The sequence below is a fragment of the Mycobacterium sp. IDUB_39 genome, assembly GCF_055419205.1.
On the sequence record NZ_JBVAXF010000001.1, the window covers coordinates 389,046 to 407,834 of the forward strand.

At 66.9% G+C, this 18,789-nt stretch carries 16 protein-coding genes and 1 pseudogene; 6 read left to right on the forward strand and 11 right to left on the reverse strand.

From position 1 onward, the window contains the following. Positions 1-100: 100 nt before the first annotated feature. Together ACZY0X_RS01910 and ACZY0X_RS01915 are read right to left on the reverse strand one after the other, a co-directional pair. Positions 101-2,431 (reverse strand): esterase-like activity of phytase family protein, encoded by a 2,331-nt coding sequence (locus tag ACZY0X_RS01910; protein ID WP_463767905.1) that lies wholly within the window; start codon positions 2,429-2,431, stop codon positions 101-103. 110 nt (positions 2,432-2,541) lie between these two features. Continuing rightward, on the reverse strand, positions 2,542-3,747 hold the full coding sequence (locus ACZY0X_RS01915) for a hypothetical protein (RefSeq protein WP_463767906.1): 1,206 nt from the start codon (positions 3,745-3,747) through the stop codon (positions 2,542-2,544). Positions 3,748-3,904: 157 nt separating this feature from the next. Here ACZY0X_RS01915 and ACZY0X_RS01920 point away from each other — a divergent pair, with 157 nt between their 5' ends. Both ACZY0X_RS01920 and ACZY0X_RS01925 read left to right on the forward strand, forming a co-directional pair. Then, positions 3,905-4,351, forward strand: a complete 447-nt coding sequence (locus tag ACZY0X_RS01920) for an MmpS family transport accessory protein (protein WP_463767907.1) — start codon at positions 3,905-3,907, stop codon at positions 4,349-4,351. Between the two features lie 47 nt (positions 4,352-4,398). Continuing rightward, positions 4,399-7,251, forward strand: coding sequence for an MMPL/RND family transporter (locus ACZY0X_RS01925; RefSeq protein ID WP_463768730.1), 2,853 nt, complete (start codon positions 4,399-4,401; stop codon positions 7,249-7,251). A 10-nt stretch (positions 7,252-7,261) separates the two neighbouring features. On the opposite strand, the gene ACZY0X_RS01930 is transcribed toward ACZY0X_RS01925, so the two are convergent. Next, positions 7,262-7,900 carry a DUF1345 domain-containing protein gene (locus ACZY0X_RS01930; RefSeq protein WP_463767908.1) on the reverse strand — a complete coding sequence of 213 codons (639 nt, stop codon included), beginning with the start codon at positions 7,898-7,900 and terminating at the stop codon, positions 7,262-7,264. Between the two features lie 70 nt (positions 7,901-7,970). Continuing rightward, a complete protein-coding gene (locus ACZY0X_RS01935; RefSeq protein ID WP_241400942.1) occupies positions 7,971-8,264 on the reverse strand; it encodes a hypothetical protein in 294 nt (97 codons plus the stop codon). A 294-nt stretch (positions 8,265-8,558) separates the two neighbouring features. On the opposite strand from ACZY0X_RS01935, the gene ACZY0X_RS01940 reads away from it, so the two are divergent. Next, positions 8,559-10,163 carry an MFS transporter gene (locus ACZY0X_RS01940; RefSeq protein WP_463767909.1) on the forward strand — a complete coding sequence of 535 codons (1,605 nt, stop codon included), beginning with the start codon at positions 8,559-8,561 and terminating at the stop codon, positions 10,161-10,163. Between the two features lie 26 nt (positions 10,164-10,189). Here the strand turns inward: ACZY0X_RS01940 and ACZY0X_RS01945 are convergent, their stop codons facing one another. The 5 genes from ACZY0X_RS01945 to ACZY0X_RS01965 form a co-directional block, all read right to left on the reverse strand. After that, complete coding sequence (locus ACZY0X_RS01945) at positions 10,190-10,579, reverse strand: type II toxin-antitoxin system VapC family toxin (protein ID WP_463767910.1); 390 nt, start codon at positions 10,577-10,579, stop codon at positions 10,190-10,192. Beyond that, positions 10,579-10,833, reverse strand: a complete 255-nt coding sequence (locus ACZY0X_RS01950) for a type II toxin-antitoxin system VapB family antitoxin (protein ID WP_463767911.1) — start codon at positions 10,831-10,833, stop codon at positions 10,579-10,581. The genes ACZY0X_RS01945 and ACZY0X_RS01950 overlap by 1 nt, the downstream gene beginning before the upstream one ends. Positions 10,834-11,038: 205 nt before the next feature. After that, positions 11,039-12,166, reverse strand: coding sequence for a hypothetical protein (locus tag ACZY0X_RS01955; RefSeq protein ID WP_463767912.1), 1,128 nt, complete (start codon positions 12,164-12,166; stop codon positions 11,039-11,041). 172 nt (positions 12,167-12,338) lie between these two features. Continuing rightward, a complete protein-coding gene (locus ACZY0X_RS01960; protein ID WP_463767913.1) occupies positions 12,339-12,722 on the reverse strand; it encodes a type II toxin-antitoxin system VapC family toxin in 384 nt (127 codons plus the stop codon). Then, complete coding sequence (locus tag ACZY0X_RS01965; protein WP_463767914.1) at positions 12,719-12,934, reverse strand: antitoxin; 216 nt, start codon at positions 12,932-12,934, stop codon at positions 12,719-12,721. The genes ACZY0X_RS01960 and ACZY0X_RS01965 overlap by 4 nt, the downstream gene beginning before the upstream one ends. Before the next feature lie 109 nt (positions 12,935-13,043). Here ACZY0X_RS01965 and ACZY0X_RS01970 point away from each other — a divergent pair, with 109 nt between their 5' ends. Further along, positions 13,044-15,596 carry an SEC-C metal-binding domain-containing protein gene (locus ACZY0X_RS01970; protein WP_463767915.1) on the forward strand — a complete coding sequence of 851 codons (2,553 nt, stop codon included), beginning with the start codon at positions 13,044-13,046 and terminating at the stop codon, positions 15,594-15,596. A gap of 197 nt (positions 15,597-15,793) precedes the next feature. On the opposite strand, the gene ACZY0X_RS01975 is transcribed toward ACZY0X_RS01970, so the two are convergent. After that, entirely contained in the window at positions 15,794-16,183 is a 390-nt protein-coding gene (locus ACZY0X_RS01975; RefSeq protein WP_463767916.1) for a hypothetical protein, read from the reverse strand. Between the two features lie 76 nt (positions 16,184-16,259). On the opposite strand from ACZY0X_RS01975, the gene ACZY0X_RS01980 reads away from it, so the two are divergent. Further along, the gene (locus ACZY0X_RS01980; protein WP_463767917.1) at positions 16,260-16,628 is read left to right on the forward strand and encodes a hypothetical protein; all 369 of its coding nucleotides are present in this window, start codon (positions 16,260-16,262) and stop codon (positions 16,626-16,628) included. A gap of 16 nt (positions 16,629-16,644) precedes the next feature. Here ACZY0X_RS01980 and ACZY0X_RS01985 read toward each other — a convergent pair. After that, positions 16,645-16,743: pseudogene (locus ACZY0X_RS01985) on the reverse strand (antitoxin); the annotation flags it as partial. A 114-nt stretch (positions 16,744-16,857) separates the two neighbouring features. Between ACZY0X_RS01985 and ACZY0X_RS01990 the strand changes: the two are divergent. Continuing rightward, the gene (locus tag ACZY0X_RS01990; RefSeq protein WP_463767918.1) at positions 16,858-18,783 is read left to right on the forward strand and encodes an ABC transporter ATP-binding protein/permease; all 1,926 of its coding nucleotides are present in this window, start codon (positions 16,858-16,860) and stop codon (positions 18,781-18,783) included. Positions 18,784-18,789 lie beyond the last annotated feature (6 nt).

Genomic DNA, 18,789 nt, shown 5'->3' on the forward strand with positions numbered 1-18,789 from the left:
GAACGCACCCCCTCGTGCGTCCAGCATAAAACGACCAACCCGCTGTCAACTGCACTAATCGCCGGACAGTCGTTGCCGGCAGTTGAGCGCGGTCAGGCGCCTACTTCTGCAGCGCGGTGCTGGCCGACCCCAGATCGAGGAACACGGTCTCACCGTTGGCGTCGTCGAGCCCGTCGTTGTCGGTGACGACGTACAGCTTCCCGTTGCCTGCGACGGCGAAGCCCTCCACCTTCTCCTGCACGAAGCCGTTGGTGGCCCGCAGATCCGGCAGGAGGTCACGGGCGAGCTTCTTGGGCAACACCTTCGGGTCCTGACCGGCCTCGGTCAACACGCCGTCCTCGGGGATCTCGACGCGGTAGATGGCCTTGACGCGGGCATCGGGTCCGTTGAGCTTGTCGCGTTCGAGCACCAGCAGCGCGCCGTCGTGAACGGCGATCTCGGACAACCCGATCCAGTCGCCCTCGACGCCGGTGCTGTCCAGCTGGTAGCCGAACCACACCCACTTCCCGTCGGCCGGGGTGTAGCGACCGATGCGGGCCACACCCTTGGGGTCGGTCTTGAGTTCGCGCTGCAGCGCCACCCAGACGGTGTTGTCATCTGCGGCCACCCCCTCCAGGCCCTGGCCACCCAGTCCGTCGGCGATGGCGGCGGGCAGCGAGACCCGATTCTCGATGGCTCCGTCGGCGGCGACGAACACCAGTTGGTTGTCGGGGCCCTTCTCGCCCTCGACGGCCAGCACGAACCCACCATCCGGGCGGGCCGTGACGCCCTCGACGTCGAGCGTGACGGGCTGGCCGTTCTCGGTGATCGGCAGCGCCGTGTCGATCAACGCCGGCGTCTGGGACACGTCGACGCCGAGAATGCGCGACGGTCCGTACGCGTTGTCGGTTGACGTGTAGAGCCGGTTCTCGTTCGTTGGGTCGGCCGACAGCGCACCGAGTGCGCCCCAGCCGATCGGCGCACCGTCGACGTCGCCGGACACTATGGACGGGAACGCGGGCTTGCCGCCGGCCGCGGCGTACTGGTCGCCGTAGCCGTAGACGCTGACCGAGGCCCGTACCCCGTTGTCGGCCTCGTCAGCCTCCGAGGAGATCACCAGCAGGTTGCGCGACGGGATCGGCAGGACACCCTCGGGGCCCGGTGTGGTCGGCAGGATCTGGCGGAACTGCGGTGCGGCGGGGTCGCTGACGTCGTAGACCGCGACGAAATTGCTGCGCTCGGAGGCGATCAATGCGGTTGGGCGGCCGCCGATCTCGGTGATCGCGAGGCCTTCGGGCTCGGGCCCCTTCGACTCGGCGCGGCCCTCGATGTGCAGGCCGGTGCGCACGGCGAGCTGCTCGACGGTGTTGCCTGCGTCCCAGGCCACCTCTCCGGTGGTGGCGTCGAAGACGGTCCAGCCGCGGGTGCCGCCCTTCCAGTCGCCCTCGTTGGCGGTGGCCAGGTGGTCGTCGCCGATCCAGCCGATCGCGTCGGGTTCGCGGGGCGTCTCGGGGATGGAGCCGGTCTGGTCGATCTTGCCGTCCTCGGCGGTGTCGATACCGGTGACGGATGCGGTCCCGGCGCTGAAGATCTTCTGCACCGCGCCGGACTTGCCGTCGATGATCGCGATGCCGTTGTTCTCCTGCAGGGTCACCGCGACCTGGCCGCGGGAGTTGATGCTGACGTACTCGGGCTCCAGATCCTCGGGGGTGTCCAGGCCCGCCTGGCGCGCGGCGTCGACGTCGAAGTCGACCTTGCGGTTGCGCCACGTGGTCGGCGCGCCCGCGAGGTCGACGAGTTGCACGAATCCCGTTGGGGGCTGGGGCAGGTCGCCCTCCTCCTTACCGGCCGGGGTGAACTCCTCGTCGCGCTGGTTCTCCATCGCGATCGCGGCGAACGTGCCGTCGGGGCTGATGGCGATCGAGTCGGGCTGGCCGCCGAGGTCGATGCTGTGCACGCGGGTGCGGTCACTGACGCGCACGACGTCGACGCGTCCCGACGGGTGCGCGAAGTCGCCACCCGTGGTGTCGACGACCACCAGGACGAACTCGCCGACGGCGGCCACCGAGGTGGGCTGGTCATCGGCGTGACCGAGTTCTTTGAGCGAGAGCGTGCCCAGGCCAACGGGTTTCGCGGGATCGCGGACGTCGATAAAGCCGATCCGCTTGGCGGCAGCGTCGGTGTAGATGACGGTGTTGCCGTCGGGGGTCACGGTGGAGATCTCGGCGACGGTCTCCGCATTGACGGGGTCCTCGGCCGGCTTGTTGAGGTACACCGGGTAGGTGGCCTGCCGGTGGTAGCGCTGCGCAGCGGGCAGGTTCCAGTCGATGGGCGAGGTGGCCTTCGGCGTCTCCGGCGGGGTCTCGGTGGTCTCCTCGGTGGTGGAGCAGGCCGCCAGCAGCAGTGCGGCGATGGTGGCCGCCGCCGCTCGACTCAGGTGCGAGGTGGTCACGAGTCCCCTGTTCAGTTCGGCTGTGAAGTCGCAGTGAGCCTGTCGTGGGCAGGTGACGCATTGGGGATGTGCGGGTGAACACTCGGCGATGGGGAGGTGTCCGGAGGTTGTCAGTCGTCCTCGTCGTCGTCCCAGTACTTCGGGTTGTCGAGCACCTCTTGCTTGAATCCTGGGCCCAGCTCGTCGATCACGGCGAGCGCCTCCGCGGTGAGTTCCTCCCGAATACCGCTCTGCGCGTGGGCGAACGGCACGTAGGCCCGCAGGAGTTCGGGAACAGCGAGCACGAGATGCGCCGAATCGTGTCCGCTGTACGCCCCCGAGTCGAGCGCCTGTTCGACCCGCGCCGCACTCCACCGCAGCGGGTCGCCCGTGCCGGCGTCCAGGATCTCCAGTAGCAGCCCCCGGTAGTCGGGATCGCCGAACGGCGCACCCGCCGGGGAGGCGAGAAACTGGTCGCGCCACTCCTCGTCGGTCGGCTCCGAATCCCAGGTCGGCGATCGGTGCCTGTGGCCGCCTTCGGGCAGGTGTCCGGTCAACCACTGCACCAGTGGCCGACAGCCCGGCCACGTGTCGGAGCCCACGGTGAATATCGGGGGCAGGCCGAGCCCATGCTGGATCCACGCTCGGGCATCGGCCCCGCTCATGTCGACGAAGTTGGTGTCCGGGTCTGTGTTCTGCTCTGCCGCAACGGCGATCACATGCTCGATCGGAGCCGGCACGAGGAAGGCGTCCTTGACCACCGACAGCATGAGGTGATTGATGTGCACAGCGCAGGTCAGTTCGTGACCGCCCGCAAGCCTGGCACCGATCAGCAGTTCGTCGCCGTCGCCCAGCACGTGCGTCATCCGCACCACCCGGTACACGTCGACCCGCGGCAGGTCGGAGATCCACGTCGGTGGGGCGTCGTGCCGCGCGGCGACCTCCGCTCGGCATCGCAGTGCCAGGTCCGTGTCGTCGATCAGCAGTTCGGCGAGCACCGCCAGCAGCGCCGTCGTCTCTGGAATCGGTACGCCGACGAAGCCGGTGATGAGGTCGTCGAGATTGACTCGCTCCGGCTGCGGGCCAGTCTTCAGAGATGCCAGCGGGTCGGGTTTCGTGGCCTCGATCAGCAGGCTGACCATCCCGAGAAGATCCAGCGGATGCCCCGTGGCCAGCGCCTGACGCACCTCCTCGACCAGCGGCGTTTCGTCAGGGGATTCCTGGTCAGGAGGGGTTTCCTGGTCGCGGGTCTGCATCCGCCGCACGTCGCGTCGCGCCTGCTTGGCTTTACGCCGCCTGCGTCCGTCGTTCATGGCACCGACGCTACTTGCGGGCATGGACACCGCCTTGCACTCGGTGCCAGAAAAACCCGGGACGTGGCCATTGTTCAGCCCGGCCTCGTAACGTACCGTCAACTTAGTTGATATGATTCCGTCCGCCGAAGTTGTACCTCACCACCGGTAAATCATGTCACCGCTCGTCGAAAGGCCACGAATGCAGCGGTTTTCGCCCAGTCGCTTTCTGATGCGACGGTGGATGATTGTGGTGGCAGTGCTGGTGGTCGGGGTGGCGGGGTTCGCGGTGTATCGCCTCAACGGCATCTTCGGCTCCGAGGACGTGGTGTCCACCCCTGACAACAGCGCCAACGACACCAAGCCGTTCAACCCCAAACGCGTGCTCATCGAGGTGTTCGGTGCCCCCGGCTCCACCGCGACCATCACCTACCTGGACATATACGCCCAGCCCCAGCGCGCCGACGCCGTCGCACTGCCGTGGGCATATGACACCACCACGACCCAGCCGACCGTGTTCGTCAACGTTCAGGCCCAGGGCGACGGCGAATCGATCGGCTGCCGCATCACCATCGACGACGCCGTCAAGGACGAGAGATCGGTCAACGCCTTGAACCCCTTCACCTACTGCCTGGACAAGTCCGGATGAGCGGGCGTCACGGCTCGACCGACGAGGCGCCCACCGCCCCGATCGACATGCCGCACGACGAGACGCGCAGCCGCATCGCCCACACGATCCGGGTGCTCTGCGTCCCCATCGTGCTGTTCTGGGTGCTCGTCGCCGGGCTCAGCAACGCACTCGTCCCGCAGCTCGAGGTGGTCGGCGCGCAGCACAACGTCGCGCTGAGTTCGCCGGACTCGCCGTCGCTGCAGGCGTTCAAGCAGATCGGCGAGAAGTTCGAGGAGTTCAACACCGACAGCGCGGCGATGATCGTGCTGGAGGGCGACGAGCCGCTGGGCGCCGAGGCGCACCAGTACTACGACGAGATCGTCAAACGGGTCGGCGCCGACACCAAGCACGTTCAGCACATCCAGGACTTCTGGGGCGACCCGCTCACCGCGGCCGGTTCGCAGAGTCCCGACGGCAAGGCCGCCTACGTCCAGGTGTTCCTGTCCGGCAATCAGGGCGAGGCCCTGTCGCTGGAGTCCGTTGACGCCGTCCGCGAGATCGTCGACGGCACGCCCGCCCCGCCCGGGGTCAAGGCCTACGTCACCGGGGCCGCCGCCCAGATCGCCGACCAGTTCGAGGTGGGCAACGAGAGCACCGAGCTCGTCACGGCGCTGACGGTCGGCGTCATCGCGGTGATGCTCCTGATCGTCTACCGCTCCTTCGTCACGATGCTGCTGGGCCTGGCCACGGTGCTCATCCAGATGGCCGCCGCCCGAGGCATCGTCTCGTTCCTGGCGAACGAGAACCTCATCGGCCTGTCGACGTACTCGACCAACATCCTGACGCTGCTCGTCATCGCGGCGGGCACCGACTACATCATCTTCCTGCTCGGCCGTTACCACGAAGCGCGCGGCCTGGGCGAGGATCGCGAATCCGCCTGGTACAACATGTATCACGGCACGACGCACGTCATTCTCGGCTCGGGACTGACGATCGCCGGCGCGGTGGCCTGTCTGCACTTCACCCGGCTGCCGTACTTCCAGAGTCTCGGCATCCCGGCCGCGATCGGCGTGCTGGTTGCGCTGGCCGCCTCGCTGACACTGGCGCCCGCGGTGATCGTCATCGGCGGCCGGTTCGGGCTGCTGGATCCCAAGCGCCCCACCCAGAAGTACCGCTGGCGGCGGATCGGGACGGCGATCGTGCGCTGGCCCGGACCCATCCTCATCGCCACCATGGCCGTCGCGCTCATCGGCCTGCTCGCGCTGCCGGGGTACAAGACCAACTACGACGACAGCGTCTACATGCCGGACAGCGCACCGTCGAACGTCGGCTACGCGGCCGCCGAACGCCACTTCTCCAAGGCCCGGCTGAATCCCGAACTGCTGATGATCGAGACCGATCACGATCTGCGCAATCCCACCGACATGATCCTGTTGGAGCGGGTGGCCAAGGCCGTGTTCCACACCGACGGTGTCGCGCAGGTGCAGTCGATCACCCGGCCGCTGGGCACGCCGCTGGACCACACGTCGATCCCGTTCCAGATCAGCGCGGGAAGCGCGTCGCAGATCAACAACCTGCCGTTCCAGCAGGCCCGCGCCGACGATCTGCTGAAGCAGGTCGGGGTGATCGACGACAGCATCACCACGCTGCGCCAGCAGATGCAGCTGCAGCTTCAGTCGAGCGACATCACCCACGAGCAGAGCGAGGCGTTCAAGCAGACCGTCGCCACGGCGGCCGACCTACGCGACAAGATCGCCACGTTCGACGACTTCTTCCGGCCGATGCGCAACTACTTCTACTGGGAGCCACACTGTTACGACATTCCCGCGTGCTCGGCGTTCCGGTCGCTGTTCGACGCGCTGGACGGGATCAACGAGCTGACCGATCAGTTGGCCAACGTGTCGGGGAGCATCGCCAAGCTCGATGAGCTTCAGCCGAAGCTGGTGGCGCTCATCCCGCCACAGATCGCGAATCAGGAGACCAATCGCGATCTGACGATGACCAATCACTCGACCACGTCGGGCATCTACGACCTGAGCGCGGCGGCGCTGGAGAACTCCACCGCCCTGGGCCAGGCGTACGACGCGTCGAAGACCGACGACTCGTTCTACCTACCGCCGGAGGCGTTCGACAACCCCGAGTTCAAGCGCGGGCTGAAGCTGTTCCTGTCGCCCGACGGCAAGGCCGCCCGCATGATCATCACCCACGACGTGGATCCCGCGACCGCCGAGGGCATCTCGCACATCGAGGAGATCCGGCACGCGGCCGCCGAGGCGGTGAAGGGCACGCCGCTGGCGGGCTCGAAGATCTACATCGGCGGTGTGGCGGCCACCTACAAGGACATCTCGGAGATGGCGCACTACGACCTGTTCATCGCCGGCATCGCCGCGATGAGCCTCATCCTGCTGATCATGATGTTCATCACCCGCAGCCTGGTGGCCGCACTCGTCATCGTCGGCACCGTGGCGCTGTCGTTGGGCGCCGCGTTCGGCATATCGGTTCTGGTGTGGCAGTACCTCTTTGGCATACCGCTGTACTGGGTGATCCTGCCGTTGTCGGTGATCCTGCTGCTCGCCGTGGGGTCGGACTACAACCTGCTACTGGTCTCCCGATTCAAGGAGGAGATCCACGCCGGGCTCAACACGGGCATCATCCGCGCGATGGCGGGCAGTGGCTCCGTGGTCACCGCCGCCGGCTTGGTGTTCGCGTTCACCATGGCGTCGTTCATCATCAGCGACTTGAAGGTGCTCGGTCAGATCGGGACGACGATCGCGCTCGGCCTGATGTTCGACACGTTGATCGTGCGCTCGTTCATGACGCCGTCGATCGCGGCGTTGATGGGTCGGTGGTTCTGGTGGCCGCTGCGGGTACGACAGCGGCCGGTGCCTGCGAAGTTCGGGGCGGACCGTCGGGACGACGAACAGCTGGCGTTGTTCTAGTTCGCCGGCGCTACAGGCCCGAGGCGATGAGGTTGACCACCGAGGCCACGATCACCGACCCGAACAGGTAGGACAGCAGGCCGTGCTTGAGGGCGGTGGCGCGCATCCGCGATGAGGTCAGGTTGGTGTCCGAGATGGCGAAGCTCATGCCGACGGCGTAGGCCACGTAGGCGAAGTCGCTGTAGCGCGGCGGTTGTTTGGTGTTGAAATCGATTCCGCCGACGGGCTTTTCCTGAAAGTAGATCTTGGCGTAGGTGAGTGCGTACAGCGTGTGCACGGCGAACCACGAGATCACCACGCTGACGACGGACACGGCCGGGGCGACGGCCTCGTAGTTGTCCGGCAACTCGTTGGCCAGCAGCAACCCGACGCCGACGAGACTGGCCAGCGCACCACCGAGGATCAGGATAAAGACGGTCCGACGGCCGGGCTCCTCGTCCTCGGCGTGCGACGCCGTCTGCGCAGGATTAAAGGGCCAGATCACCCGCCAGGTCCAGGCCATGAACGTCACGGCGAGAAAGTCCCAGCCGATCAGCAGGGAGAACCACCGGAACCCGACCCAGGCCGCCACGGCGGTGGCGATGAGACCGACGACGGCGCCACCCAGCACGCGCACGGCGGGACTGTGCATCCGGTGGCCTGTGCGCATGGGGCACAGTCAACCAGGTGGGGCTGTGAGTTCCGAGCTGGTCAGAGGATTCCGGGCCGACGCTTGGGGCCTACCGGCCGCTCTGCTGCATGGCGAGGCACGTGCCGTAATGCTCCGGCGTGCACGGGACGCCGTTCACCGATGGAAGCTCACCTGGCCGTGACACGACATTGGCGCCGCCGCCAGGGGTGGATCCCGGCGGGAGGAACGCGGGTGCGTTGGAGCCGCTCTTGGTGCACACGCCCGGCCACTTGGTTTGCGATGTGCCGGAGGGGCAGGGCTTGGCCGACGCCGGCGACGCGAAGATCACCGGTGCCGACAGCAGTGCCATCGCACTTCCGAGGGCCAGGATTCCGAGCTTCACGACGTAATCACGCTCCAAACGACTCAATGTTTCTCTGAAGCCTAGCTTCTGCTGCGCCGGAGCCCGGCGCTGGCCGCAAGTGCCGAGGTGACAGCATTGGACACCCAGGGGTGGTGTTGCGATTGCCCGCCTCTGAGCGACTATCGCGCGGAGGCGGGCAACGCCATTCGCCCGGCCCGTGGCAACTGGCGTTCGATCAGGCCGGCCTGCCCTGACTCACGGAGCGCGCTATCGGGCATTGGATTCGACTCGTGCACCCTAGGGTGAGTAGACGGTCATACACGGGAGCGGCGGATGACATCGGCGAGGACATCGACACCGTCCACTTCGACATGGGCACCGCTGCGATCGCCGGTCTACCGCTCGCTGTGGATCGCGCAGCTGGTCTCCAACCTCGGCACCTGGATGCAGACCGTCGGGGCGCAGTGGATGCTCGTCGGCGACCCTCGCGCCGCTGTCCTGGTGCCGCTGGTGCAGACCGCGACGACGCTGCCGGTGATGCTGCTGGCGCTGCCGTCGGGTGTCCTCGCCGATCTGATCGACCGGCGCCGGCTGCTCATCGCCACGCAGGGCGCGATGGCCGCGGGTGTGGGCCTGCTCGCCACGTTGACGGGCGCCGGGTTGACCACGCCGGCGGTGCTGCTAACCCTGTTGTTCGTCATCGGCTGCGGGCAGGCACTCACGGCGCCGGCGTGGCAGGCGATTCAACCGGATCTCGTTCCCGCTGAGCAGATTCCGGCGGCGGCCGCGCTAGGCAGCATGAGCATCAACGGTGCGCGGGCGATCGGGCCGGCGATCGCCGGCGTGCTGGTGGCCGTGTCCGGCCCGACCCTGGTGTTCGCGCTCAACGCGGTGTCCTTCGTCGGGATCGTGTTCGTGCTCATCGCGTGGCGCCGCCCCGCCGTCACGAGCGGCTATCCGCCCGAGCGGGCGCTGGCGGCGTTGACCGCGGGCGGGCGGTTCATCCGCAGCTCGCCCGTGGTGCGGCGCATCCTGCTGCGGGCGGCGCTGTTCATCGCGCCCGGCAGTGCGATCTGGGGACTGCTGCCGGTGATCGCGAAGGATCGGCTGGGGTTGTCGTCGTCGGGGTACGGGTTGCTGCTGGGTGCGCTCGGCGCGGGTGCCGTGCTCGGGGCGTTCCTGTTGTCACGGCTGCGGGCGCGGTTCAGCCAGAACGCGCTGCTGACGGTCGGTGCGGCGGGCTTCGCGGTGGCCACCGTGGTGCTGGCTTTGGTGCCGATCTTCACCGTCGTGTTCGCGGCCCTGGTGATCGGCGGCGCGGCGTGGCTGCTGTCGCTGTCGACGCTCAACGCGTCGATGCAGTTGAGCCTGCCCGCGTGGGTGCGCGCCCGCGGACTGTCGGTGTATCAGCTGGTGTTCATGGGTGGGCAGGCGATTGGCTCGGTGGTGTGGGGCGTGCTCGCCGGAGCCACCTCCAGTTCCACCAGCCTGCTGGTGAGCGCGGCACTGCTGGTGGTGTGCGGACTGTCGTCGCTGTGGTGGCCGCTGCACGCGAAGACCAACGACCTGGACCTGACGCCGTCCTCGCACTGGCCCGAGCCGACGCTGATCTTCGAGCCCGAACCCTTGGACGGTCCCGTGTTGGTGCTGACCTCCTACCGCGTCGCGGCAGCGGACGAGAAGGCCTTCCTGGCGGCGATGGCGGTGCAGGGCCGGTCCCGGCAGCGCACCGGGGCCGCGGAGTGGCGGCTGTTCCGCAGCATCGAGCACGAGGCGACGTTCGTGGAGTCGTTCATCGTGCGGTCCTGGGGCGAGCACATGCACCAGCACTACACCCGGCTCACCGGTCAGGATCTGCTGATCGAGCAGGCCGTCGAGCGCTACACCGACGGCGTGCCGATCTCCGAGCACTACCTGGCGGTGCGGGACGTGCGGTGAGGTGGTGCGGTCCGCGGACGGGTCGGCTACTCGGCCGCAACGACGTCCGTATGCCCAAAATCATCGCCCTTGAACAACAATGGCTGACCGCTGACCTTCGCGAGCGCGTAGGAGAAACAGTCGCCGTAGTTCAGGCCTGCTCGATGACGGCCTTTGCCATAGCGCCGGTAGGCCGCTCGGGCGACCTCGGCTTGGTCGGCGTCGACGGCGACAAGACTCACCGAGGCCCGGTGCAGCCACAGGTCCAGTTCACGGCCACCGGATTCGCCGAAGCGGCTCTCGATCACGATGGCGGTCTCCAGGTATGACGCCGTGGACATGGTCCGCACGGGATCGTCTGCCACCCTCGCCTCGAAAAGCTCGGCATCAGGGGCGTCGGTCAGCATGGCGACCAGCGCGGAGGTGTCGATGACCATCAGGACGGCAGCCCGCGGTCGTCATAGCCCACGATCTCCTCCGCGGACCGGTCGTCGGCGACCGGCAGCGCCGCGCACCGACGACGGATCACCGCGAGTTCGTCGCGCAGGGGGATCACTGCGGTGCGACCGGCCTGGCGCGCCAGTCGCTCACGCAATGCGACCATCACCGCCTCGGTCAGCGTCTCCCCGGTTCGCGCGGCGAGTTCCCGGGCAAGGCGGTCAGCCTCGGGATCCTTGATACTAAGAGCCATATCTAGATTATAGATAGGTGTAGTGATTCTAGAAACCGTCATCTGCACCTTCCCGGTCAGGGCTGGCCATTGAGCGGGCAATCGACCCGATTTTCTGCGCGCCCTCACCGGCCAGACCGAGGCGACTTCCTCCATGATCGGTGCCGATCTTGTTCTCGACGAACTGGAGGATTCTCGGGATGCGGATCGCTGCGGCGGTGCGGCGCTAGACCACGTCGTCGAGGCCCCAGTACTTGGCGTGCCTCAAGACCTCCCGCTTGTAGCTCGTCCTCAGACCCTCGACCATAGCGAGCGTTCGCGCCGTCAGTTCGTCGCGAATCCCACTCTGCGCGTGAGCGTATGGGATGAACGCGCGAAGTAGATCGGGAGCGTCTAGCGCGACCTCCAACGGAATGCTGTACTCGCTGTGAGGCGTGCCGCCGATCGCCTGTTCGACGCGCGCCGCGCTCCACCGCAATGGGTCACCCGTACCAGTCTCGAAGAGTTCCAGCAACAGCCCCCGATGGCTGGAGTCGGTGAACGGCGCCGCGGAACTGGTCGCGAAGAACCCATCGCACAGCTCCTTGTCCGACTTCCAATCCCCGAGCGGTGACCGGTGTTCACCACCTTCGGGTAGCCGACCTACCAGCCACCGAACCAGTGCCCGGTAGAGCGGCCATTCATCGGTCATCGGCGAGAGTGTCGGCTTGTTGAGGGCATCCTCGGTCCACACCCGCGCGTCGGCAAGCGTCATCTCGAAAATGTCGGTGTCGGTGCTGGTTTCGGCGACCTTGGCAAGCGCTTCGTCGATCGGTTCCGGTACAGCGGCTGCATCGGTGACGGTCGAGAGCATGTTGTGATCGATCCCGATGGCGACGGTCAGCTCGTGGCCACCGTCGAGTCGCATACCGATGACTACTTCGTCGACGTCACGGAACACATGGGTTCTGCGGACCGCGCGGTAGACGTCGACCTTCGACAGTGCGGTGATCCATCGCGGTAGATGCTCGCCACGTTCGGCCACTTCGCGGCGGCATCGGAGCTGTCGCGCTGGATCGTCGACGAGAAGTTCGGCGACGACGGCCAGTAGCACCGTCGTCTCCCGATTCCGTACACCGATCAATCCGGTCAGGATGTTGTCCAGGTGCGTCTCATCGCGGCGCCTGTCAGGTTTTCCCACGTGGATCACCATGCTGGCCATAGTGAGCAGGTTGAGTGGATGCCCACCCGCCAGCGCACTGCGTATCGCGTCCGTGAGTTCCGTGTCGGAAGAAGTTCCCGCGGTGCGCTTCTTCGCCCGCCGCGCGTCACGTCGGGCCTGTTTGGCCCTGTGTGCTCGTCGCTTGTCACTCATATCGCGGACGCTACTGACGGGGAGTGACAAACGCCGCCCGCGGTTCAGAGCTTCTTCGCGTTCAGTGCCTTCATCAGCGACGGTCGCCGGTTGTCGGCTCGTTCACACGAACCCAGTCCCCCTCGAGCGCCGCGGCCCGTCGATGGGTTCCGGCGTCGACCCCGCTCGGCTTTCACCGTGGCACGACAGTGATGGCACAACGCGGACCGCTTGCCCTAGCCAACCGCGAGTCGGCAGTCGTCAGCGCGCAGCCGAGATTCTCCGCGAGGGCGACATACATTGCGTCATTTGGAGTTACGGTGGCTCGAAGTTCCCAAACGCGTTCCAGCAGCGGCGGTGCGGCGTAGCGAATCAGCCCCAACTGTCTCCAAACATCTATGGCGCGGTGTGCATCCTCGGCCGTCAACACGCCGCCGAGAACCTGTCGCCTCACGGCGCTCACCACTTCGATATCCACAAGGTGCGGGACGTGGATGGTCTCGGCAGCGACCAGGCGGCGAGCCTGACCGTCGTTCAGAAGTGCCGACACCGCCGCCGAGGCATCGAGAACTATCACCTGCGATCGGCGCCGACGTGCTCGGCAATCGCGTCCACCGCGATGTTCAGGTCGGGCAGGGTGGCGATCAACGCGGCGTTGTCCACTCTGCGCGTCGCAGCGTCGAGTTCGCGGATGGCGACGGCGGTGACTGACGTGCTCGCGGCACGCGCCAGCCGCTCGAGCCGGTCCATCACGTCGTCGGGCACATTGCGCAGATGCAGAGTTCGCATGACACGATTGTATGCGGCAAGCTTGCGAGGTGCTAGCGCTCAGCTAGCTGAAGGGCCGAGGGGTCGGGACATCGCGAATCCCGCCACCCCGCCACATAGGGTGGTCGCCATGGCAGATGCATCCGATTCGATGCCGACCCTGGCGAGCATCCTGGCCGAGCATGGCCCACTGCCCGAGGTCGACGTCATAGCGCGGCTCGAGCAGGCCGGCGTGGCGGACGCAGACGACACATTCGGCGAGCTCATCAGCGAAACCGGCTGCGCAGCAGTACAGCTGAACGACGATCGGTGGGTCTGGCTGCCGACGCTGCTCACCGGGAGGGTGTTCACTCACTGGCTCAGCGCCGACGAGTTGGCCCACGACATGCTCACGGTCACCCCCGACCTGAACCCGGTCACCATGATGTGCGAGGACGCGCAGTACGCCCGGTTCGCCGACGGATCGCCTGTGGCTATCGCGCTGCCCAGGTTCGACGACGAGGTGCTCGACGAGCGACAGATCCCACCGGAGCTGGTTGACGATTCTGGGGCGTTGCTGCTCGCGCCGGGCACGCTGGCCGCGTTGGATGTGGCCGAGGGCGACCTGGTCGGGCTGCGCCTGACCGCACAGGGATTGGCGCTCGAGCCGGTCGACGCGATCGCCGATGCCGCGGTCGGCGCACGGTTCTCCGCGATGCTCGACGCCGAGCAGCCGTCATTGTTCGACGGCGTGGTGTGGACGGCATGCGCCGAGGATCCGGAACTGTTCACCCAGCCGCTGGCACCTCTGAGCGAGATCGCCGACGCCGCCGGTCTGCAACACCACGGGGACTGGCTTGCGCCAGCGGGTTTCGACTTCGACGTCTGGCGGTTCAAACTCAGGAGCGCTCGGCTGGTCCAGCGATATGACGTCGACCCCGACGACGCCGCCGCGCTCAGCATCCTGCTCAAAGTGCATGCCCAGACGGCGCTGATGCTCGAAAGCGCCGAACCCGACGAACCGCTGGAAGAGACATCGCCCACCCGCGAGGAAGCTGTGGCGAAAACGGGTCTGGGCGAACTGACCGCTGAAGTCGGTGGCATCCTCGCCGACCCGGTGTTGGCGGAGATCCTGGTGGCCGAGGCGGCCGGTGATCGCATCGGCGCGGCCGCACTCGGCTTGATGGCTGAGACGCTGGAGCCCAGAGTCCCCCGCCCCGCACGGGTGGCATATCGCTGGCTGCGCGCGATCGCGTTGGAACGCACCGGCCATGTCGAGGAAGCCGAACAGGAGCTGCTGGCCGCCGAGTCGATGGATACCGACTGGGCACCAACACTATTCGATCTGGCACGCTTCGCATCCGATCGGAGTGACGCCGAGCGTGGGCTGTCGCTGCTGCGCCGCGCCGGCGCACCACCGGACGACGGGATGGTCCGGCTTCTGGAGCGACACCGGGCCAACCCACGCTCGGACGTTGGCCGCAACGACGTCTGCTGGTGCGGGTCGGGCCGCAAGTACAAGAAATGCCACCTCGGGCGCGAGCAGCTGCCGCTGGCCGAGCGAGCCGACTGGCTGTACTCCAAGGCCGCTCAGCACGCCCTGCTGAGCGGCTGGGAGGAGCTGCTCGACGAGGTGGGCCTCGAGCGCATCCGCTACTTCGACGACGATGACGACCCCGATATCGCCGGGCTGGCCGACCCCCTCGTGATCGATGCGGTGCTGTTCGAAGGCGGTGCATTCGAGGACTTCCTGGCGGTGCGCGGTGCGCTGCTGCCCGAGGACGAGCGGACGCTGGCCGAGCAGTGGGCCCTCACGGACCGGTCGGTGTTCGAGGTCGACGCCGTGCACCGCGGCCAGGGCGTCACCGTGCGCGACGTGCGCACCGGCGACCGGCACGAGGTGCGTGAACGCACCGGCAGCGGTCAACTCAAACCCGGACAGCTGATCTGTTCCCGCGTTCTGCCGGCCGGGGACACCATGCAGTTCTTCGGCGGCATCGAGCCGGTGGCGTTGCACGAGCGCGACACCCTGATCGCCCTCCTCGACGCCGACCCCGACCCGGTCGAGCTGGTCGCATTCCTGAGTCGACGGTTCGCACCGCCGACGCTGGTCAACACCGAGGGCGACCCGCTGGCGATCTGCCAGGCCACCGTGCGGGTCGGAGATCCGGACGGGATCGAGTTCGCGCTCGACGACGCCTACGACCGGCTCGACGGTGAGGAGCCGCCGCACTGGCTGGAACATGTTGTCACGCACGGTATGCCACGGGTCCGCGCCACACTCGTGCTCGACGGAGGCACCCTGCGGGTGGAGACCAACAGCGAGAAGCGGATGGACCGAGTGCTGGCCACCGTGGCGCGTGTTGATCCGGCGATGACGGTGCTCGACGACACCCGCCAACCAATGCGTGACACTCGTGAGGCTGCCGAGTTGGCCAAGCGGATGCCCGGTGGCGGCGGTGGCGGGCTCGACCCGGATGACCCCGAGGTGGCCGCCATGCTCAACGGTTTCATCCACGAGTACGAGACGAAGTGGCTCGACGAGCAGATCCCCGCGCTCGACGGCCACACGCCGCGCCAGGCCGCCAACGACCCCACCCGGCGTGCCGACCTGATCAGGCTGCTCGACAGCTTCCCCGCGGGTGAGTCCGCCCGCGACGGCATGGACGCCGACCGGTTACGCGCGGCGCTCGGGTTGACGTAGCCCGCGGAGCCTCTCCGCGGATCGAGTGCGGTCAGCGCGCATTTGAAAGTCTCGGTCGGGGCGACAGCCGGCTCACCTGTCAGGAGCTGCTGATCGAGCAGGCCGTCGAGCGCTACACCGACGGCGTGCCGCTCTCCGAGCACTATTTGGCGGTGCGGGACGTGCGGCGAGACAGGCGCCACAAGACCTGCTGCAGCCTAGTCGGATTCCTGCCGCAGGCCGATCAACGCCTGAATGCGTTCCCCAGTGACGAGCTTGCGCTGCAGAGATCGAAGCGCGGGTAACGCTCGATCATCGGACAGGTTCGTGCCGAACTCGCTCGCCGCACCGAGAATGTCGCTGGCCCAACAGATTTCAGTGAGCATCAAAGCGCGCACCCAGTCCAAACCGGATAACGGTTGACCGTTCCTGATCGCCGCACCCAGCCGATCGGTGAGCTGAAAGAACGCGTCCGCGTCTTTCGCGCCGACGAGCGGGGCCAGTACCCCCGCACCGGCGGCCGGGCCGCCGTATTCCATTAGTCCGGCCAGCAGCAGCCGACGTTCGTCGTCGGTGAGATCGACATCCGCGAGGTCGCTGGTCGTCATCGTGAGACCCTATCGACGTTGGCCGTGCGAGGGATCGTAGACAACGAGTGATCAAAATCGGTATAGCTTTCATCCCATGACCGAGCAAACTGAGTGGCGTCCTATGTCACCCGAAGAGGCCGGGGTCATCCAGGCAATCGTGTCGGCTGCCGGCGTCCGCCGCGGCGACGCACTCATCGAAGACCTCGACGGCGCACTCGTCTCCAACTCGCCTTGGCTTCTCGACGTGAAGACATCCGGGACGGGCGAGGGATCCAAATTGCCTGACGGCCCTTTTCCCGCACGGGCATTCGTGCCCAGCAGTGCGGCTTACCAAGGCGAGATCCTCATCTGGCTCACTGATGGGCACGTGTCCGGGCTTGAATACGCGTGGATCACCGACGAACCGCCCACCAGATGGCCGCGACCCGACGAGATGGAAGTAGTGTCCGAAGCTGGCCTCTGATCAACGCGACGTCCACGGAGGATGACCCGCGGTCGTGATAGCCGACGATCTCGTCTGCAGATCGGTCGCCTGAGGCCGGTAGCGCCGCGCACCGGCGGCGGATCGCCCCCGTTTCTGAATATTCGACAGGTTTAAAGACTCCAGAAGCCCCGTTGGCCTCCGATTTCCTGGCTCCCTGCGGTAGCTTTCGCCGCGAGCGTGTCCGCTGACGCAGGACTGGGGGTTCTGAATGGACGAGCTGAAACCGTTCTCGCCGTCGATCGACTGGAGCCACGGCCTTGTCGATTCGCTGATCTGGATCGGCGAGGCCTGGGCGATCACCGCGCTCGGCGCGCTGGCAGTGCTGACGCTCATCGCCCGGTTCACCGTCTGGGGCCGACAGTTCTGGGCGGTCACCGGCGCCTACTTCACCGGACGGCACAGCATCAAGCCGTGGATGTCGTTGAGCGCCATGCTGTTGTCGGTGATCATCGGGGTGCGCCTGAACGTTCTGTTCAGCTATCAGAGCAACGACCTGTACTCCGCCGCGCAGATCGCGGTGCAGGGTCACGCGGTCGGCAACCAGGCGGTGAAAGACTCTGGCGTCTGGGGATTTTGGCTGTCGCTGATGCTCTTCGCGCTGTTGGCGGCGATACTCGTCACCCGCATCATGATCGATCTGTTCATCACCCAGCGCTTCATGCTGGCCTGGCGGGCGTGGCTGACCGACCGGCTCACCGGCGACTGGCTGGACGGGCGGGCCTACTACCGCGGCCGGTTCATCGACCAGACCATCGACAACCCGGATCAGCGCATCCAGTCCGACATCGACGTCTTCACCGCCATCTCCGGGCCACAACCGAACACCCCGCATCAGACGAGCAACGGCACACTGTTGTTCGGGGCGATCTCGTCGATCGTGTCGGTGGTCTCGTTCACCCAGATCCTGTGGAACCTCTCCGGTTCCGTGTCGCTCTTCGGTGTCGAGCTGCCGCGCGCCATGTTCTGGACGGTGTTCGTCTACGTGGCGGTCGCGACCGTCGTCGCGTTCTGGCTTGGCCGTCCGCTCATCCGGCTGTCCTTCAACAACGAGAAGTTCAACGCCGCGTTCCGTTACGCGCTTGTGCGGCTGCGGGATGCCGCCGAGGCCGTCGCCCTCTACCGCGGCGAGAAGCCCGAGCGCCGTCAGCTGCGCAGCCGGTTCGAGCCGGTGCTGTCCAACTACAAGCGGTTCATCAACAGGACCATGGTGTTCACCGGGTGGAACCTGTCGATGAACCACATCATCCTTCCGCTGCCGTGGCTGCTGCAGGCGCCCCGGCTGTTCACCGGCCAGATCCAGCTCGGCACGGTCATCCAGTCGGGGGCGGCGTTCGGCTCCATCCAGGAGGCGCTGTCGTTCTTCCGCAACTCCTACGACGTCTTCGCCGGCTACCGCGCGTCCATCCTGCGCCTGCACGGGCTGGTGACCGCCAATGAACAGAGCCGAGCGCTGCCCAAGCTGACCGTCGCCGCCGATGCGGACGGTGCGGTCGAGCTCGACGCCGTCGAGGTCCGCGACCCGGCCGGCGCGCAGTTGATCAGCGACCTGCAGCTGCGGCTGGATCCCGGTGAGTCGCTGATCATCACCGGGAAGTCGGGCACCGGCAAGTCCACGCTGTTGCGCAGCCTGGCCGAGCTGTGGCCGTACACCTCGGGCACAATGCGCTACCCGGGTGGCGAGCACGAAACGATGTTCCTGTCCCAGCTGCCGTACGTTCCGCTCGGCGACCTGCGGACGGTGGTGTCCTATCCGCACGAGCCCGGCGAGATTCCCGACGATGTGCTGCGGGCCGCGCTGGAGGCGGTGGCGTTGCCGCGCTACACCGACCGGCTCGACGACGAGGCCGACTGGGCCAAGGTGCTCTCCCCCGGCGAGCAGCAGCGCATCGCGTTCGCCCGGGTGCTGTTGACGAAGCCCAAGGCGGTGTTCCTCGACGAGGCGACCTCCGCCCTCGATGAACCGCTGGAGTTCATGATCTACAGCCTGGTGCGCCGCGAACTGCCCGACACCGTGTTCGTCAGCGTCACCCATCGCAGCACCGTCAACCGGCATCATCGACAACACCTGGAGCTGCTGGGCGAGGGAGCGTGGCGGCTGGGTCTCGTCGACGGCGCCGAGCCGATGCCGGTCTGACGTCCG

Coding starts and splice junctions, on each gene's coding strand:
- ACZY0X_RS01955 (WP_463767912.1), bottom strand. CDS start 12,166: ATGAGTGACAAGCGACGAGCACACAGGGCCAAACAGGCCCGACGTGAC.
- ACZY0X_RS01930 (WP_463767908.1), bottom strand. CDS start 7,900: ATGCGCACAGGCCACCGGATGCACAGTCCCGCCGTGCGCGTGCTGGGT.
- ACZY0X_RS01940 (WP_463767909.1), top strand. CDS start 8,559: ATGACATCGGCGAGGACATCGACACCGTCCACTTCGACATGGGCACCG.
- ACZY0X_RS01915 (WP_463767906.1), bottom strand. CDS start 3,747: ATGCCCGCAAGTAGCGTCGGTGCCATGAACGACGGACGCAGGCGGCGT.
- ACZY0X_RS01950 (WP_463767911.1), bottom strand. CDS start 10,833: ATGGCTCTTAGTATCAAGGATCCCGAGGCTGACCGCCTTGCCCGGGAA.
- ACZY0X_RS01945 (WP_463767910.1), bottom strand. CDS start 10,579: ATGGTCATCGACACCTCCGCGCTGGTCGCCATGCTGACCGACGCCCCT.
- ACZY0X_RS01990 (WP_463767918.1), top strand. CDS start 16,858: ATGGACGAGCTGAAACCGTTCTCGCCGTCGATCGACTGGAGCCACGGC.
- ACZY0X_RS01975 (WP_463767916.1), bottom strand. CDS start 16,183: ATGACGACCAGCGACCTCGCGGATGTCGATCTCACCGACGACGAACGT.
- ACZY0X_RS01965 (WP_463767914.1), bottom strand. CDS start 12,934: ATGCGAACTCTGCATCTGCGCAATGTGCCCGACGACGTGATGGACCGG.
- ACZY0X_RS01980 (WP_463767917.1), top strand. CDS start 16,260: ATGACCGAGCAAACTGAGTGGCGTCCTATGTCACCCGAAGAGGCCGGG.
- ACZY0X_RS01925 (WP_463768730.1), top strand. CDS start 4,399: ATGCCGCACGACGAGACGCGCAGCCGCATCGCCCACACGATCCGGGTG.
- ACZY0X_RS01920 (WP_463767907.1), top strand. CDS start 3,905: ATGCAGCGGTTTTCGCCCAGTCGCTTTCTGATGCGACGGTGGATGATT.
- ACZY0X_RS01970 (WP_463767915.1), top strand. CDS start 13,044: ATGGCAGATGCATCCGATTCGATGCCGACCCTGGCGAGCATCCTGGCC.